At 70.0% G+C, this 15,549-nt stretch carries 16 protein-coding genes; 6 read left to right on the forward strand and 10 right to left on the reverse strand.

Translation table 11 applies throughout. The features are described 5' to 3' along the window. Complete coding sequence (locus tag ACFY5C_RS06830) at positions 1-990, forward strand: alpha-ketoacid dehydrogenase subunit beta (protein WP_328880473.1); 990 nt, start codon at positions 1-3, stop codon at positions 988-990. 10 nt (positions 991-1,000) lie between these two features. Then, the gene (locus ACFY5C_RS06835; protein ID WP_389441317.1) at positions 1,001-2,437 is read left to right on the forward strand and encodes a dihydrolipoamide acetyltransferase family protein; all 1,437 of its coding nucleotides are present in this window, start codon (positions 1,001-1,003) and stop codon (positions 2,435-2,437) included. Between the two features lie 67 nt (positions 2,438-2,504). On the opposite strand, the gene ACFY5C_RS06840 is transcribed toward ACFY5C_RS06835, so the two are convergent. Continuing rightward, complete coding sequence (locus ACFY5C_RS06840) at positions 2,505-3,407, reverse strand: D-alanyl-D-alanine carboxypeptidase family protein (RefSeq protein ID WP_389441320.1); 903 nt, start codon at positions 3,405-3,407, stop codon at positions 2,505-2,507. 209 nt (positions 3,408-3,616) lie between these two features. Between ACFY5C_RS06840 and ACFY5C_RS06845 the strand changes: the two genes are divergently transcribed. Both ACFY5C_RS06845 and ACFY5C_RS06850 read left to right on the forward strand, forming a co-directional pair. Beyond that, on the forward strand, positions 3,617-4,279 hold the full coding sequence (locus ACFY5C_RS06845; protein ID WP_389441323.1) for a GntR family transcriptional regulator: 663 nt from the start codon (positions 3,617-3,619) through the stop codon (positions 4,277-4,279). Further along, complete coding sequence (locus tag ACFY5C_RS06850) at positions 4,276-5,571, forward strand: nitrate/nitrite transporter (RefSeq protein WP_389441326.1); 1,296 nt, start codon at positions 4,276-4,278, stop codon at positions 5,569-5,571. The genes ACFY5C_RS06845 and ACFY5C_RS06850 overlap by 4 nt, the downstream gene beginning before the upstream one ends. Positions 5,572-5,583: 12 nt before the next feature. On the opposite strand, the gene ACFY5C_RS06855 is transcribed toward ACFY5C_RS06850, so the two are convergent. Together ACFY5C_RS06855 and ACFY5C_RS06860 are read right to left on the reverse strand one after the other, a co-directional pair. Beyond that, positions 5,584-6,384, reverse strand: coding sequence for an SAM-dependent methyltransferase (locus ACFY5C_RS06855; protein WP_389441328.1), 801 nt, complete (start codon positions 6,382-6,384; stop codon positions 5,584-5,586). A gap of 84 nt (positions 6,385-6,468) precedes the next feature. Next, positions 6,469-7,293, reverse strand: a complete 825-nt coding sequence (locus tag ACFY5C_RS06860) for a maleylpyruvate isomerase family mycothiol-dependent enzyme (protein WP_389441329.1) — start codon at positions 7,291-7,293, stop codon at positions 6,469-6,471. Between the two features lie 204 nt (positions 7,294-7,497). Between ACFY5C_RS06860 and ACFY5C_RS06865 the strand changes: the two genes are divergently transcribed. Beyond that, positions 7,498-8,292, forward strand: coding sequence for a carbon-nitrogen family hydrolase (locus ACFY5C_RS06865; RefSeq protein ID WP_389441332.1), 795 nt, complete (start codon positions 7,498-7,500; stop codon positions 8,290-8,292). A 45-nt stretch (positions 8,293-8,337) separates the two neighbouring features. Here ACFY5C_RS06865 and ACFY5C_RS06870 read toward each other — a convergent pair whose 3' ends face one another. From ACFY5C_RS06870 to ACFY5C_RS06890, 5 genes are all read right to left on the reverse strand, one after another. Beyond that, positions 8,338-8,835: an LURP-one-related family protein gene (locus tag ACFY5C_RS06870; RefSeq protein ID WP_328425779.1), complete on the reverse strand. Its 498-nt coding sequence runs from the start codon at positions 8,833-8,835 to the stop codon at positions 8,338-8,340. A 138-nt stretch (positions 8,836-8,973) separates the two neighbouring features. Continuing rightward, positions 8,974-9,219 carry a DUF6458 family protein gene (locus ACFY5C_RS06875; RefSeq protein ID WP_389441334.1) on the reverse strand — a complete coding sequence of 82 codons (246 nt, stop codon included), beginning with the start codon at positions 9,217-9,219 and terminating at the stop codon, positions 8,974-8,976. Positions 9,220-9,284: 65 nt separating this feature from the next. Then, complete coding sequence (locus ACFY5C_RS06880; RefSeq protein ID WP_389441337.1) at positions 9,285-10,583, reverse strand: M18 family aminopeptidase; 1,299 nt, start codon at positions 10,581-10,583, stop codon at positions 9,285-9,287. A 148-nt stretch (positions 10,584-10,731) separates the two neighbouring features. Further along, on the reverse strand, positions 10,732-12,558 hold the full coding sequence (locus tag ACFY5C_RS06885) for an acyl-CoA dehydrogenase (RefSeq protein ID WP_389441340.1): 1,827 nt from the start codon (positions 12,556-12,558) through the stop codon (positions 10,732-10,734). 127 nt (positions 12,559-12,685) lie between these two features. Further along, positions 12,686-13,516, reverse strand: a complete 831-nt coding sequence (locus ACFY5C_RS06890; RefSeq protein ID WP_389441343.1) for an intradiol ring-cleavage dioxygenase — start codon at positions 13,514-13,516, stop codon at positions 12,686-12,688. Positions 13,517-13,698: 182 nt separating this feature from the next. Between ACFY5C_RS06890 and ACFY5C_RS06895 the strand changes: the two genes are divergently transcribed. Next, entirely contained in the window at positions 13,699-14,172 is a 474-nt protein-coding gene (locus ACFY5C_RS06895; RefSeq protein WP_328425767.1) for an SseB family protein, read from the forward strand. Positions 14,173-14,218: 46 nt separating this feature from the next. Here the strand turns inward: ACFY5C_RS06895 and ACFY5C_RS06900 are convergent, their stop codons facing one another. Both ACFY5C_RS06900 and ACFY5C_RS06905 read right to left on the reverse strand, forming a co-directional pair. Then, positions 14,219-14,734 (reverse strand): hypothetical protein, encoded by a 516-nt coding sequence (locus tag ACFY5C_RS06900; protein ID WP_389441346.1) that lies wholly within the window; start codon positions 14,732-14,734, stop codon positions 14,219-14,221. A gap of 60 nt (positions 14,735-14,794) precedes the next feature. Then, positions 14,795-15,526 carry a TetR/AcrR family transcriptional regulator gene (locus tag ACFY5C_RS06905; protein WP_389441348.1) on the reverse strand — a complete coding sequence of 244 codons (732 nt, stop codon included), beginning with the start codon at positions 15,524-15,526 and terminating at the stop codon, positions 14,795-14,797. Positions 15,527-15,549 lie beyond the last annotated feature (23 nt).

A 15,549-nucleotide genomic window follows, 5' to 3' on the forward strand; every position in this document is an offset into this window, starting at 1 on the left:
ATGGCAGCGGAGACAGTCAAGAGCATGGCTCTGGCCAAGGCGATCAACGAATCGCTGCGGCACGCGCTCGACGCGGACCCCAAGGTCCTCATCATGGGCGAGGACGTCGGCAAGCTCGGCGGCGTCTTCCGGGTCACCGACGGCCTGCAGAAGGACTTCGGCGAGAGCCGGGTCATCGACACCCCGCTGGCCGAGTCGGGCATCGTGGGCACCGCGATCGGCCTGGCCCTGCGCGGCTACCGCCCCGTGGTGGAGATCCAGTTCGACGGCTTCGTCTTCCCGGCCTACGACCAGATCGTCACGCAGCTCGCGAAGATGCACGCGCGCTCGCTGGGCAAGGTCAAGCTCCCGGTCGTCGTCCGCATCCCCTATGGCGGCGGCATCGGCGCGGTCGAGCACCACTCGGAGTCACCGGAAGCCCTGTTCGCGCACGTGGCGGGCCTGAAGATCGTCTCGCCGTCCAACGCGTCGGACGCGTACTGGATGATGCAGCAGGCCATCCAGAGCGACGACCCGGTGATCTTCTTCGAGCCCAAGCGGCGCTACTGGGACAAGGGCGAGGTCAGCACCGAGGCCATCCCCGGCCCGCTGCACAAGGCGAAGGTCGTGCGCGAGGGTACGGACCTCACGCTGGCCGCGTACGGCCCGATGGTCAAGCTCTGCCAGGAGGTCGCCGCCGCGGCCGCCGAGGAGGGCCGCAACCTGGAGGTCCTGGACCTGCGCTCGGTCTCCCCTCTGGACTTCGACTCCATCCAGACGTCGGTCGAGAAGACCCGCCGCCTGGTGGTGGTCCACGAGGCCCCGGTGTTCTTCGGCTCGGGCGCGGAGATCGCCGCCCGGATCACGGAGCGCTGCTTCTATCACCTGGAGGCCCCGGTGCTGCGGGTGGGCGGCTATCACGCCCCGTATCCGCCGGCGCGTCTGGAGGAGGAGTACCTGCCGGGCCTGGACCGGGTACTCGACGCCGTCGACCGTGCCCTGGCGTACTGAGGAGAGGGTCGTGACGACGATGACGGAAGCGTCCGTGCGCGAGTTCAAGATGCCCGACGTGGGCGAGGGACTCACCGAGGCCGAAATCCTCAAGTGGTACGTCCAGCCGGGCGACACGGTCACCGACGGCCAGGTGGTGTGCGAGGTGGAGACGGCCAAGGCGGCCGTCGAGCTGCCCATCCCGTACGACGGGGTGGTCCGCGAGCTGCACTTCCCCGAGGGCACCACGGTGGACGTCGGTACGGCGATCATCGCGGTGGACCTGGCGGGCGGGGCCGCGCCGGCCGCTCCGGCCCCAGCCGCTCCGGCGCCGGCCGCGCAGCCGGAGGCCGCTCAGGAGGAGCCCAAGCCGGAGGGCTCGGGCCGCCAGCCGGTCCTGGTCGGTTACGGCGTGGCCCAGACCTCGACGAAGCGCCGCCCGCGCAAGGGCGCCGACATCCCGCAGCAGGAGCCCCCGACGGCGGCGCAGGCACTGCAGTCCGAGCTGAACGGCCACGGCCCCGCGCCGGCCGTGACGTCCGGCCGGCCGCTTGCGAAGCCGCCGGTGCGCAAGCTGGCGAAGGACCTGGGCGTCGACCTGGCCACGGTGACTCCGACCGGTCCCGACGGCATCATCACGCGCGAGGACGTCCACGCGGCGGTGGCCCCGTCCGCGCCGGCTGCCGAGCCGGCGCTCCAGGCGGCCCCGGCCGCCGCCCCGGTCGCCGCCCCGGCCCCGATGGCCGCGGCCGCCACGTACGACACGGCCCGTGAGACCCGTATCCCGGTCAAGGGCGTGCGCAAGGCGACGGCGGCGGCGATGGTCGGCTCCGCGTTCACTGCGCCGCACGTCACGGAGTTCGTGACGGTGGACGTGACACGCACGATGAAGCTGGTCGAGGAGCTCAAGGCGGACAAGGAGTTCGCGGGCCTGCGCGTGAACCCCCTGCTGCTGATCTCCAAGGCCCTGCTGGTCGCGATCAAGCGCAACCCGGACGTCAACGCCTCCTGGGACGAGGTGAACCAGGAGATCGTGCAGAAGCACTACGTCAACCTGGGCATCGCGGCGGCGACCCCGCGCGGCCTGATCGTCCCGAACATCAAGGACGCCCACGCCAGGACGCTCCCGCAACTGGCCGAGGCGCTCGGCGAGCTGGTGTCGACGGCCCGGGACGGCAAGACCACCCCGGCCGCGATGCAGGGCGGCACGGTCACCATCACCAACGTCGGCGTCTTCGGCGTCGACACCGGCACCCCGATCCTGAACCCCGGCGAGTCCGCGATCCTCGCGGTCGGCGCGATCAAGCTCCAGCCGTGGGTCCACAAGGGCAAGGTGAAGCCGCGTCAGGTCACCACGCTGGCGCTCAGCTTCGACCACCGGCTGGTCGACGGTGAGCTGGGCTCCAAGGTGCTGGCGGACGTGGCGGCGATCCTGGAGCAGCCGAAGCGGCTGATCACCTGGGCGTGAGCCACCGGAGGTAGCGAAAGGGGCGGCCACTCGGCAGTGGCCGCCCCTTTGCGTGTGACGCGGGGTGTCAGCTGATCCGGGCGTAGCCGTAGTTGATCAGCTTCTTCACGTCCGCCGTGCGGTTGGCCTCCGAGGAGGCGGTCAGCACGGCGCCCATGACCTGCTCGCCGTTCATCGTGGCGGCGAAGACGAGGCAGTACTTGGCCTCGGTACCGGAGCCGGTCTTGATACCGAGCGTGCCGTTCCAGCCGAGCAGCGCGTTGGTGTTCTTCCACGTCGCCATCGTGCGGGTGGAACCGGTCTTGGTGATCGTCTTGGCCGTGTACGCCTTGGTCTTCACGACGGTCTTGAACGTGGAGCTCTTCATCACGCTGCGGGCGAGCTTCGTCAGGTCGCGCGGCGTCGAGGCGTTGGTGCCGTTGCTTATGCCGTCGAAGGAGTCGAACTTCGTGTTTGTCATGCCCAGGCTCTTGGCCATGGTGTTCATCTTGCCGATGAAGCTCTTGGTGCGGGCCGAGACCGTCGTGCCGGAACCGAACTTGTCGGCGAGGGCCATCGCGGCGTCGCAGCCGGAGGGCAGCATCATCCCGTACAGCAGCTGACGGACGGTCACCTTGTCGCCGACGATCAGGCGGGCCGTCGACGGGTAGCCCTTGCGGACCATGTAATCGCTGACCTCCTTCTTGATCGTCACCTTGGTGTCCAGGTTCAGGTTCGACTGCGACAGCACGACCTTCGCGGTCATGATCTTCGTGGTGGAGGCGGTGAGCCTCTTGGTGTCAGCGGCCTTGGTGAAGAGCGTCGTGCCGGTCGCGCTGTTCATCAGGTACCCGCCCTTGGCGGTGATGGAGGGCGCCGTCACGGCCTGCGCGGGGGCCGCGGTGAGGCCTCCGGTCACGAGCACGGCACCGGTCGTGACGGCGACGGCTGCGGCTCTGCGGACGCGGAGGCCCTTTGTGGCGGTTATCAACTTAAATACCCCGATTACGTCGAATACCCCGAAAGTGCGGCCGAGTTGGAGGGGAAGAAGGTGGGGCCGCACGTGTGTGACACGTAATTAACACAGAAGGTTGTGCACCGGATGCGGCAGGTGCCGCTTCTTTGCCCGGGGATTCCTTTTCGGGGTCCGCATGATGGACGCCGACCGCCATGCGTACGTGTTGTATCTATGCTGTGGCCATGCCTTCCGCCCCACCCGCCCCGCTCAAGCAGCCACCCGCCGCCGACCGCGTCTACACCCACGTCAAACAGGGCGTCCTGGACCGCCGTTACGAGGGCGGCACGCTCCTCACCGAGGGCGAGCTGGCCGAGGCCGTGGGCGTCTCGCGAACCCCGGTGCGGGAGGCGCTGCTGCGGCTGGAGGTCGAAGGGCTGATCAAGCTCTACCCGAAGAAGGGCGCACTGGTCCTGCCGGTCTCCGCACAGGAGATCAAGGACGTGGTGGAGACGCGGATGCTCGTGGAGGAGCACGCGGCGCGCAAGGCCGTCCCCGCGCCCCCCGGACTCATCGAGCGCCTGGAGGAGCTGCTCGCCCGGCAGAAGGCACAGGCCGCCGCCGGTGACCTCGCCGGGGCCGCCGTCACCGACCGGTGCTTCCACGTGGAGATCGTCCGCAGCGGCGGCAACGAGATCCTGTCGCGGCTCTACGACCAACTGCGCGACCGGCAACTGCGCATGGGCGTGGCCGTCCTGCACTCCCACCCCGACCGGATCGCCAAGACCCTCGTCGAGCACGAGGAGATCCTGCAGGCCCTGCGCTCCGGGGACGCCGAGGAGGCCGTCGGCAGGGTCCACCGGCACATCGGCTGGTTCTCGCATCTGGCGCGGGGTGAGGAGCGATGAAGGCTGCCGCGTTGCCGGGCGATCCTCCCGGCGGCCGCCGCGCCGTCGCCATCTGGGGCATAGGCGTCTCGGTCTACTTCGTCGCCGTCATCTTCCGTACCTCCCTCGGGGTCGCCGGCCTCGACGCGGCGGACCGCTTCGACGTGAACGCCTCGGCGCTGTCGACGTTCTCGATCCTGCAACTGCTGGTGTACGCGGGCATGCAGATACCCGTCGGCCTGCTGGTCGACCGGCTCGGCACCAAGAAGGTGCTGGCCATCGGCGTGGTGCTGTTCACGGCCGGCCAACTGGGCTTCGCCTTCTCGCCTTCGTACGGCACGGCTCTCGCCTCGCGCGCCCTGCTGGGCTGCGGCGACGCGATGACGTTCATCAGCGTGCTGCGGCTCGGCACCCGATGGTTCCCGGCCCGGCGCGGCCCGCTGATCGCGCAGCTCGCGGGCCTCGCGGGCATGGCGGGCAATCTCGTCTCCACGCTGGTCCTGGCGCGGCTGCTGCACGGCGTGGGCTGGACGGCGGCGTTCGCGGGCAGCGCGGCCGCCGGTGTCGTCGTACTCGTCCTGCTCCTGCTGTTCCTGAGGGACCACCCCGAGGGGCACGAGCCGGAGCCGCCGCCGCACCAGGGGTCGGCGTACGTACGACGTCAGATAGCCGCGTCCTGGCGGGAGCCCGGCACCCGGCTCGGACTGTGGGTGCACTTCACGACGCAGTTCCCGGCGATGGTGTTCCTGCTGCTGTGGGGCATGCCGTTCCTGGTGGAGGCGCAGGGACTGTCCCGGGCGACGGCCGGTGAACTGCTCACCCTGGTCGTGCTGTCGAACATGGTCGTGGGCCTCGTCTACGGCCAGGTCGTCGCCCGGCACCACGAGGCGCGGCTGCCGCTGGCGCTGGGCACGGTGGGGGCGACGGCGGCGCTGTGGGCGACCACGCTGGCCTGGCCCGGTGAGACGGCGCCGATGTGGCTGCTGATCGTGCTGTGCACGGTGCTCGGGGCGTGCGGGCCGGCCTCCATGCTCGGCTTCGACTTCGCGCGGCCGGCCAATCCGCCGGAGCGTCAGGGGACGGCGTCCGGGATCACCAACATGGGTGGTTTCGTGGCCTCGATGACGACGCTGTTCGCGATCGGCGTGCTGCTCGACGCGACGGGGGACGACTACGCCGTCGCCTTCTCGGCGGTGTTCGTCCTCCAGGCCCTGGGCGTCAGCCAGATCCTGCGACTGCGCGGCCGGGCGGCGCGCAGGGAGCGGGAACGGCTGGTCGCCAGCAGGGTGGAGACCGTACACGTACCGGCGTAGCCGGCCCGAGCGTCAGCCGCGCACGGGTACGAGCGTGAGGTAGGCGATCCCGAGCACCCCGCGGTAGCTCATCCACTGGGCGCGATGCCGGTCGAGGCGCTCGCGCGTCTCGGCCGCGAGCGGGTGATCCGGGTGTTCGGCCAGCCAGATCTCGACGTCCGCCTGGTACGCCGACTCGAACTCCTCCCACTCGCCGAGGGCCGCCGTCTCCGTCCACTCCGGGCGGAAACCGGCGTCGACCACGAGGTCGAGCAGGGTGGCGAGGTCGTGGTGGTCGGAGGGGGTCGCTCCGGGCCACATACCGGACAGTTCGGCAGGGGTCGGCGTGCGCTGCCAGAAGCCCTCCCCGAGCAGCACGCGTCCGCCGTCGGCGACCAGGCGGCGCAGTTCGCGCAGGGCATCTATGAGGAGCTGCGGCGGCTCGGCCGAGCTCAGGGCCTGGCTCGCCCCGACGCACAGGACCAGGTCGGCCGGACCGCGTGCGGTCCCGACCGCGGACTCCTCGACGAACTCGGCCCGGCCCGCCAGCCCTCGGGCCTCGGCCAGGCGGCGGCCGCGCGCGAGGTCCTCGGCCTTGATGTCGATGCCGGTCCCCGTCGCGTCGGGCGCGGCGGCCAGGACGCGCAGCATCAGCTCGCCCCAGCCGCAGCCGATGTCGAGGACCGACGTCGGGTTCGTACGGGTGAGCCGCTGGACGAGACCCTGCGCCCGTGCCTCGGACAGCGGACCGTGGAAGGTCAACCGGGTGAGGCGGGGCGGTCCGTCGGTACGGGGGCCGGGGCCGGCCTCGGTTTCAGTTGTCGTGTCAGTCACGGCACGCACGCTAACCCCGCGTCCCCTGCCGCGGACAGCGAATAACGGGCAGCCGCCGCGCGGAACCCGGCGCCCTGAGGACTCCTACTGCGTGACGGTGAAGTTCCGCAGGATGGCCGCCGTCAGGTCCGCGTCGCCCTCCGACTTCAGCCGGTCCGCCGCCGACTCCGGCGTGATGCGGCCGCAGGCCAGGCGGACGTAGGTCTCCCAGTCGAGGGTGAGGGTGGCGGCGGGGCCCAGCGCGGGGGCCGTTTCGAGGGTGCCGCGGCCCTGGATGTCGATGCGGATCGTGCGCAGGAACTCGATCGGGCCGTGCACGTCGAGGACGATCGCCGAGCTGCGGGGCGCGCCCGCCTTGGTGGCGACGATGTCCGGCAGCTTGGAGAGCAGGACGTCGCGGGCGATGTGCGCGCCGGGGGAGTCGAGGTTGCCGGGGCGGCCGAGAGCCGCGCGCAGGTCCTGTTCGTGCACCCAGATGTCGAACGCGTGGGTCCGCATCGACTCCTCAAGGGTGAGCTCGGCCCCCAGCGGGCCGCGCACCTTGGTGCCGGGGTCGCGGGTCTCGTTGCGCAGCTGGCGGTTGCGGCGGATGACCGTGTACTCCAGCTCGGACGTCATTTCCGGCGCCGTGTGGTGGCGGCGGACGTCGACCTGCATCTCCATGTAGCGCTGCTGGTCGTTGGTGACGTGGAAGAGGTCGCGCGGGAGCGTGTGGATGGGGCGCGGGTCGCCGAGCATCTCGCAGTCCAGCCCGATGACATGGGACACGACGTCGCGGACCGACCAGCCGGGGCAGGGCGTACGCCGATTCCACTCACCTTCCACAAGCGGCGTCACCAGCTCGGATATCGCTTCGATGGAGTGGGTCCAGGCGTCGGCGTAGGGCTGGAGGGTGGGATGCAGACTCACGGAAACGGGACCCCTCGGCGGTTGGAACGTCTGTACGCGGGCAGGTTGTGGCGGCGGTGCCAGTGGGCGGCGGCTGCTGTCGGCGGGTGTCTCGAAACGCTAAGTTACGCTGCTGTGAGGCACCCCGGCAGTGCTTTCGTGTGACGATCGTAGGCCCCGCGTGGATGCCCGTGTGGACCGCTCGAATGCCAGGACGGTGGTAGTGTGCGCGCCTCTCTGCTTCAGATCGACGTCAATGAGGGCGAATCGGTCGAATCGCGTCGGATGAGGGTCGCCTCGCTGGTGCGGGACCAGGCGGGTGCGGATCTGGTCGTCCTGCCCGAGCTGTGGACCACCGGGGCGTTCGCCTACGAGGAGTTCGGCAGTGCGGCCGAGCCGCTCGAAGGGCCGACGTACGAGGCGATGGCGAAGGCCGCGAGCGACGCGGGCGTGTGGCTGCACGCGGGCTCCATCCCTGAGCGTGACCCCGAAGGGCCGCTCTACAACACCTCTCTCGTCTTCTCCCCTTCCGGTGATCTGGCCGCCGCCTACCGCAAGATCCATCGTTTCGGCTTCGACAAGGGCGAGGCCGTGCTGATGGGCGCGGGCGGCGAACTGGTGACGGTCCGGCTGCCCGAGACCACCCTTGGTGTGGCCACGTGCTACGACCTGCGGTTCCCCGAACTCTTCCGCGGCCTCGTCGACGCCGGCGCCGAGACCCTGGTCATTCCGGCGGGCTGGCCGGAGCGCCGCCGGGCGCACTGGACGCTGCTGGCTCAGGCGCGGGCGGTGGAGAACCAGGCGTTCGTGCTCGCCTGTGGAACGGCCGGGACGCACGCGGGAGTTCCACAGGCCGGTCACTCGATCGTGGTCGATCCGTGGGGCGAGGTGCTGGCGCAGGCCGGTGCGGGGGAGCAGGTCCTGGCGGTGGAGTTCGACCCCGGGAAGGTCGCGGTGACGCGGGATCAGTTCCCGGCGCTCAAGGACCGGATGCTGGGCCTGACGGCGCCGCGTCGCTGACGGCGCGCACCGTCCGCGGCCACGGCACTCCCCCGGCCGCCGCCGTCAGTCGTCGCCCCGCTCCTTCTCCGCCAGGTGGATCACGCACACCGCCACCGCGATCAGCAGCGCCGGATCGGCGTCGTCCCGTACGACGTCCACGCCGTACGTCTCCCGCACGTGCAGCCACCGGCGGGAGACCACGGCCAGTAGCTCGCCGTCGTACTCGACGGCGAACTCGCGGTCGAGGATCTTGCCGCTGACGTCGAGTTCCGTGCTGCCGTCCGCCAGGGACACCCGGTAGTGGTTGCGCAGCAGGGACAGCCGCTTGCGGCGGATCGTCGCGAGCGGTTCGCCGGCCCGTTCGATCACCATCGTGTCGCGCAGGGCGAGCATCTTCTGGTGGATGTCGATGAGGACGTGCCCTTGGGCGTCCTTCAGCTCGAAGGTGTCCCGCAGCCGCATCGCCTTGCCGTCGACGAGGAACACCTTGTTGCCCCGGTCGTCCTCGATCCAGTAGTCGTCACCGAAGCCGAGGAGCCGGTCGCGTACGAGGAATCTCATGACACGAGGGGTTCCCCGCCGCACGCCCCGAAACGCCGTCTGTAGGCCGACGGGCTGAGACCCGTCTCGCGCGGCGAAGGGGAGGGTGCGGACACCGATCTCCCGCACCCTCCACTCCCACCGGCGGACTGAGGAGTCTCAGGCGCCGTAGCCGTCGCTGTAGCCGTCCCGCCGATGGGGCTGCTCGCCGACGACCGGTGTCGTCGGCGGCACCACCACGCGCTTGCGCCTGGCGATGCTGCTGAAGGTCGTGACGCCGATGAGCCCCACGATCATGAGGATGATCCCGACCAGGTCGAGATTGACCCCCTCCATATTCCAGTCTGTCGCAAACGTGAGGATGGCTCCCGCGGCGATGAGGATGATGCACCCGCCGAGGCCCATGAGCTGTCGCCTCCCTGTCCGGTCCGGTGGTTCCGGTCGGAGGCGAGTACCCCACCCGTGAGGAACTACCCCTCCAGGAACGCCACCAACGAGTTCGCGAGCAGCCACGGGTCCTGCGCGCCGCACAACTCCCGCGCACTGTGCATGGAGAGGATCGCCACGCCGATGTCGACGGTCTTGATGCCGTGCCGGGCCGCGGTGATCGGGCCGATCGTCGTGCCGCAGGGCATGGAGTTGTTGGAGACGAAGGACTGGAAGGGCACGTCGGCCTTCTCGCAGGCCGCCGCCCACACCGCCCGGCCCGAACCGTCCGTCGCGTAGCGGTTGTTGACGTTGACCTTCAGGATCGGCCCGCCGTTGACGCGCGGGTGGTGCGTCGGGTCGTGGCGCTCCGCGTAGTTGGGGTGGACCGCGTGGCCCGTGTCGGACGACAGACAGACCGTGCCGGCGAACGCCCGCGCCCGGTCCTCGTACGATCCCCCGCGCGCGTACACCGATCGCTCCAGGACGCCGCCCAGCAGCGGCCCGTCGGCACCCGTGTCGCTCTGCGAGCCGTTCTCCTCGTGGTCGAAGGCGGCCAGCACCGGGATGTACGGCAGTGCGGTGCCCGAGCCGGCCACCGCGGCCAGCGCCGCAGTCCCGGCGTGCACCGAGAGCAGGTTGTCCATGCGCGGGCCGGCGACGAGCTCCTTGTCCCGGCCCAGGTAGGCCGGCGGCTCCACGGAGTGCACCATCAGGTCCCAGCCGGTGACCTCGCCCGCCGGCAGCCCGGCCGTCTCCTCCAGGAACGCGATCAGGTCGCCGTCGCGCACATCGCCGCCGAGGCCCCAAATGGGCTGCAGATGCCGCTGCTTGTCGAGCTTGAGCCCCTCCGCCGACACGGAACGGTCCAGGTGGATGGCGAGTTGGGGGACGCGCAGCAGCGGCCGGTCCACGTTCACCAGCCGCGTCGTACCGTCCCGCATCGTCAGCCGGCCCGCGATGCCCAGGTCGCGGTCGAGCCAGGAGTTGAGGAGCGGTCCGCCGTAGATTTCCACGGCGACCTGCCGCCAGCCGTGCGCGCCCGTGTCGGGCAGCGGCTTCACGCGCAGGTTCGGGGAGTCCGTGTGCGCGCCGACGATCCGGTACGGCGTGTGGGGCGCCGCGCCTTCGGGGACGTACCAGGCCACGATCGCGCCACCGCGCAGCACGTACTTGCCGCCGCTCGTCCCGTCCCAGGCGTCCGTCTCCGAGACCTGCCTGAATCCGGCCTTTTCCAGCCGTTCGGCGGTGTTCGCCACGGCGTGGTACGGCGTCGGGCTCGCCGCCAGGAAGGACATGAGGTCGTCGGTGTGGCCGCGGTCGAAGCGGGGGGGTTCGCTCATGGGGTTCACCTTAACGACGTACGAGGGCCCGCTCCCGGTGAAGGGGAGCGGGCCCTCGTAAGGGCGATGTGGAATGTCCGTGAGTGACTGGAACGGGTGGCTGGAAAGGGGCGCCGGCGGCGCCCCTTCGCCGACTGGAAGGGGCCGACTAGAAGGCGGCCTCGTCCAGCTCCATCAGGTCCAGCTCGACGCCCTCGGCGAGCTTGCGCGCACCGGTGACGCCCGGCAGGACGTTGGCCGCGAAGAACTTCGCCGCGGCGATCTTGCCCGTGTAGAACGCCTTGTCCTTGGCGGAGGCCGACTCCAGCTTCTCCGCGGCGACCGCGGCACCCTTGAGCAGCAGGTAGCCGACGACCACGTCACCGGAGGCCAGCAGCAGGCGGGTGGTGTTCAGGCCCACCTTGTAGATGTTCTTGACGTCCTGCTCGGTGGCAGCGAGGTCGGTCAGCATCAGGCCGACGATCGCCTCCAGCTCGACGGCGGCCTTCGCGAGGTGCTCGCGGGCGCCGGCCAGCTCCGCGCCGCCCTCACCGAGCGCCAGGAACTTCTTGATGTCCTCGGCGAGCGAGTTCAGCGCGGCGCCCTGGTTGCGGACGATCTTCCGGAAGAAGTAGTCCTGGCCCTGGATCGCCGTCGTGCCCTCGTACAGGGTGTCGATCTTGGCGTCGCGGATGTACTGCTCGATCGGGTACTCCTGCAGGAAGCCGGAGCCGCCGAAGGTCTGCAGCGACTGGGCGAGCTGCTCGTAGCCCTTCTCGGAGCCGTAGCCCTTCACGATCGGCAGGAGCAGGTCGTTCAGGGCCTCCAGCGCGGAGGCGTCCTCGCCGGCGGCCTCCTTGACCTGGATCTCGTCCTGGATGGACGCCGTGTAGAGCACCAGCGCGCGCATGCCCTCCGCGTACGCCTTCTGCGTCATCAGCGAGCGGCGGACGTCGGGGTGGTGGGTGATGGTGACCTTGGGCGCGGTCTTGTCCATGAAGTTCGCCAGGTCCGGGCCCTGGACGCGCTCCTTGGCGTACTCCAGCGCGTTCAGGTAGCCCGTCGACAGCGTGGAGATCGCCTTCGTGCCGACCATCATGCGGGCGAACTCGATGATGCGGAACATCTGGCGGATGCCGTCGTGCTTGTCGCCGATCAGCCAGCCCTTGGCGGGGTGCTGGTCGCCGAAGGTCATCTCGCAGGTGTTGGAGGCCTTCAGGCCCATCTTGTGCTCGACGTTCGTGGCGTAGACGCCGTTGCGCTCGCCCAGCTCGCCGGTCTCGAAGTCGAACAGGTACTTCGGGACGAGGAAGAGCGACAGGCCCTTGGTGCCGGGGCCGTGGCCCTCGGGGCGGGCGAGGACGTAGTGGAGGATGTTCTCCTCCATGTCGTGCTCACCGGAGGTGATGAATCGCTTCACGCCCTCGATGTGCCAGGAGCCGTCCTCCTGCTGGACCGCCTTGGCGCGGCCGGCGCCCACGTCCGAGCCGGCGTCCGGCTCGGTGAGGACCATGGTGGAGCCCCAGGTCTTCTCGACGGCGATCTGGGCGATCTTCTTCTGGACCTCGTTGCCCTCCTCGTAGAGGATGCCGGCGAACGCCGGGCCGGAGGAGTACATCCACACGGCCGGGTTCGAGCCGAGCAGCAGCTCCGCGTACGCCCAGATCAGGGAGCGCGGGGAGGTGGTGCCACCGATGGCCTCGGGCAGGCCGAGACGCCAGTACTCGGAGTCCATGAAGGCCCGGTAGCTCTTCTTGAAGGACGCCGGGACGGGCGCGGTGTTCGTCTCGGGGTCGAAGACCGGCGGGTTGCGGTCGGCGTCGGCGAAGGACTCCGCCAGCTCGTTCTCCGCGAGCCGGGTCAGCTCCTCGAGGATGCTCTTCGCGGTCTCGACGTCCATCTCCTCGAACGGACCCGTGCCGTACAGCTTGTCGCGTCCGAGTACTTCGAAGAGGTTGAACTCGATGTCGCGGAGGTTCGACTTGTAGTGCCCCATGGTCACGGCTCCGTAGAGGGTCGGCGAGGCACTTGGTTCCTCGCGCTAGTTCACGTACCAACAAGTAGCTACGATGATGCTACCCGTCAGTAATAAGACGCAACCCCGATCCGCAATCTGTGACAGGTCACACCGGAACCGTCAGTGTCGCCGTGAAACCCTCCGCCACACTGCCCCTCGTCGCGGCCAGCTGCTGCTCGTAACCGTCGCTGAAGATGCCGTCCGTCTCCAGGGAGAGGCCGGTGAGGTTGCGCACGCTCTCGTCGTAGCCGTCGGTGGCGTACACCGTCTCGCAGACGTCCCTCGGGAAGGCGAGCTGCGAGGTGCTGGTGATGGAGGTGGCCGCCGTGGCGTCCGCCAGGCTGCCGTAGACCTCGAAGTGGATGTGCGGCCAGCGGCCCGCGTAGCAGCCGGGGAAGATGCTCCTGAAGGTGACCTGGCCCGAGCTGTCGGTCTCCTGGACGCCGCGCAGGTAGTTCTCGTCGGTGACGCCCTCGGAGTACAGGGAGTAGTCGCCGGCCCGGTCGCAGTGCCAGATGTAGACCGCGGCACCCTTCTTCGGCGTCCCGCAGCCGGAGGAGGCGTCGACCACCGTGAGCGTGACCGTCAGGGGCACGCCCTGCGCGGTCCCGCCCGCGGAGTCGCCGAAGCTCCTGGTGATGTCGCTGCGGACGACACCGCTCTCCTTGAGGACGTTCACGCCGTTCGAGCCGTCACCGGGGAAGGGGCCGGCGGTCTCGTCCGGGATGGTCGCGCACTCGGCGGACGACGACGCGGAGCCCTTGGCGGAGGAGGCCGAGGACGAGGCCGAGGTCTCGTCCTGCGAGGTGCAGCCCACCAGCGGGACCAGGCTCGCCCCCGCCATCAGCCGGATCATGCGCCGGCGGGCGAGGACGGGAAGGTCGTACGAGAGCCCTCTGTCGTGCTCGTGGACCTCGTCGGCGTGGTGTCGGCCCATGGCTGTCCCCTCACTGGTGCGGCGCCCTTTCAGGCACTCCTCCCGGTACGGCAGACGCTAGTGAGGGACAGCTGTCGGAAAGCAGTACGGCGGCTGTCGACTCGCTGTCGGTTTTGCCGGAGGCCCCGCAGCGGCCCCGGTACCGGCCCGCTCTGCCCGCCGCTCTCGGTACGCTTGCGTCCATGTACGGCTACGACCAGAACGTCGGCGCTCAGCAGCAGTACGCCTCGCCGCAGCAGCCCATGCCCGGCGGCGTCGGCGGCTATGGCCAGCAGCCACCCCTGTATCCCGAGCCGTCACCGCCCTCGCTCGCGGACGCGGTGCGGGCCTTCACCACCGGGCAGATGTCCGCCGAGGACTTCCAGCAGGTCTTCGCGACGTCGAAGGTCTACTGCCCGCGCGGCGACAACCCGGGCTTCCTCGCCCTGCACAACACCCAGCAGCCGGTGATCCCCATGTTCACCTCGCTGAAGGAGCTGCGTCGGTACGCGGGCAAGGAATCCAAGTACTTCGTCATCACCGGTGCCGAGGTGATCGACCTGCTGCCGACCGGCTACGGCTGCGTCCTCGACATGGAGGGCGAGCACCGCATGGTCTTCGACGCGAAGGCCGTGGAGCAGATGGTCGAGTTCGCGATGCGCCGGATGTACGGCTGATCTTCGCCCTGTCCTGGTTTCCGGACGCGGCGAGCTCCGCGGGCCGTCACTGGTCGGCGGTCGCACGCGGATCGACCTCGCATCGATCGATCTCGTCCACGCGCCCCGCGCCGGCGACCGCCACCCGGTGGGTTGTTGTGCCCTTCGCCGGCACCGGCACCTGATTGCCGGTTTCGAGCAGGGTGAAGCCGTGCTCGTCCTTGAAGTTGATCCGCACGGTGAAGATGCCCGCGCGCCCGTTCGGATTCCTGATCTCGACGGTCGCGTAGGGGTCGTCCGTGCTCGCGCAGCTCATGACCACCGCTGTGCCGTCCTTCAGGGGCCGGGCGGTTTCGTTGGAGGGGGACGCGGTGGGGGTGGGGCTGTGGGTGGGCTGCGAGCGGTGCGTACCCTCGCCGCCGGTACTCGCCCCGGAGGCATGTGCGTCGCTGCCGGACGAGCCGCTGGACGAACCAGCATCGCCGCGGCTCCCGGCACCACAACCTGACGAGAACCCGGTCAGGGCCAGCACGGCCATCGCCGAGACCACCGTGAATCTGACTCCGGGCCCCCGCGTGTACATGCCGCCACTCTATCCACGCCGTCCCACCCGCTCCGGCGACGATGGAGCGGCGGCCCCGTCTCACTTGAGCCGTAGTGCCAGGCCGTCCAGGACGACCTCAAGGCCGTAGGCGAACTTCTCGTCGCGCAGCGCCACCGGGTCCGTGGTCGCGGTGAGAGCCTGCGCGTACCCCTCGGCGAGGTGCTCGTGGGCCGCGGCCGCCTGCTGGGCGGCGGGCATCAGGCGGGCGATGAAATCGGCCTCGGTCTCGCCGGAGCGGGCGACCGCGGTGAGCCAGGCGGCCTCCGTGGTGCTCATGCCGATCACGTACGACAGCAGAGTGTCGATCGGGCCGGACGGCCTCGCGAACCCGGCGGCCGTGAACAGGGCCGCCAGCCGCTCGGAGAAGGCCATCAGGTTCGGGCCGAGATAGGCGAGGCCCGCCTGTCCGAGCACCGACGACAGCCACGGGTGCCGCAGAGCCGTCGAGCGGAACGCACCCGCGGCCTCGCCGGCCGCCGTGCGCCAGTCGGCGCCGTCGGTCGGCGGTACGTGGATCTCGGCGGCGACCTCGTCGACGGCCAGCTCCATCAGTTCGTCCTTGGTGGCGACGTGCCGGTACAGGGAGGCGGCGCCGGCGTTCAGACGGGTCGCGAGCTTGCGCATGCTCAGTGCCTCGACACCCTCGGCGTCCAGCATGGCGATCGCCTCGCGCACGATCGTGGCGCGGCTGAGCGTCGGCTGGTCGGACTCGCGCTGGGGGCGGGCCCAGACGGAGGGGATGGGGCTCTGCTTCGTCGTCCTGGCGGCCATCGGCACTCCTTCACATCCCTGCG

The sequence above is a fragment of the Streptomyces sp. NPDC012935 genome, assembly GCF_042900345.1.
Classification (GTDB): domain Bacteria; phylum Actinomycetota; class Actinomycetes; order Streptomycetales; family Streptomycetaceae; genus Streptomyces.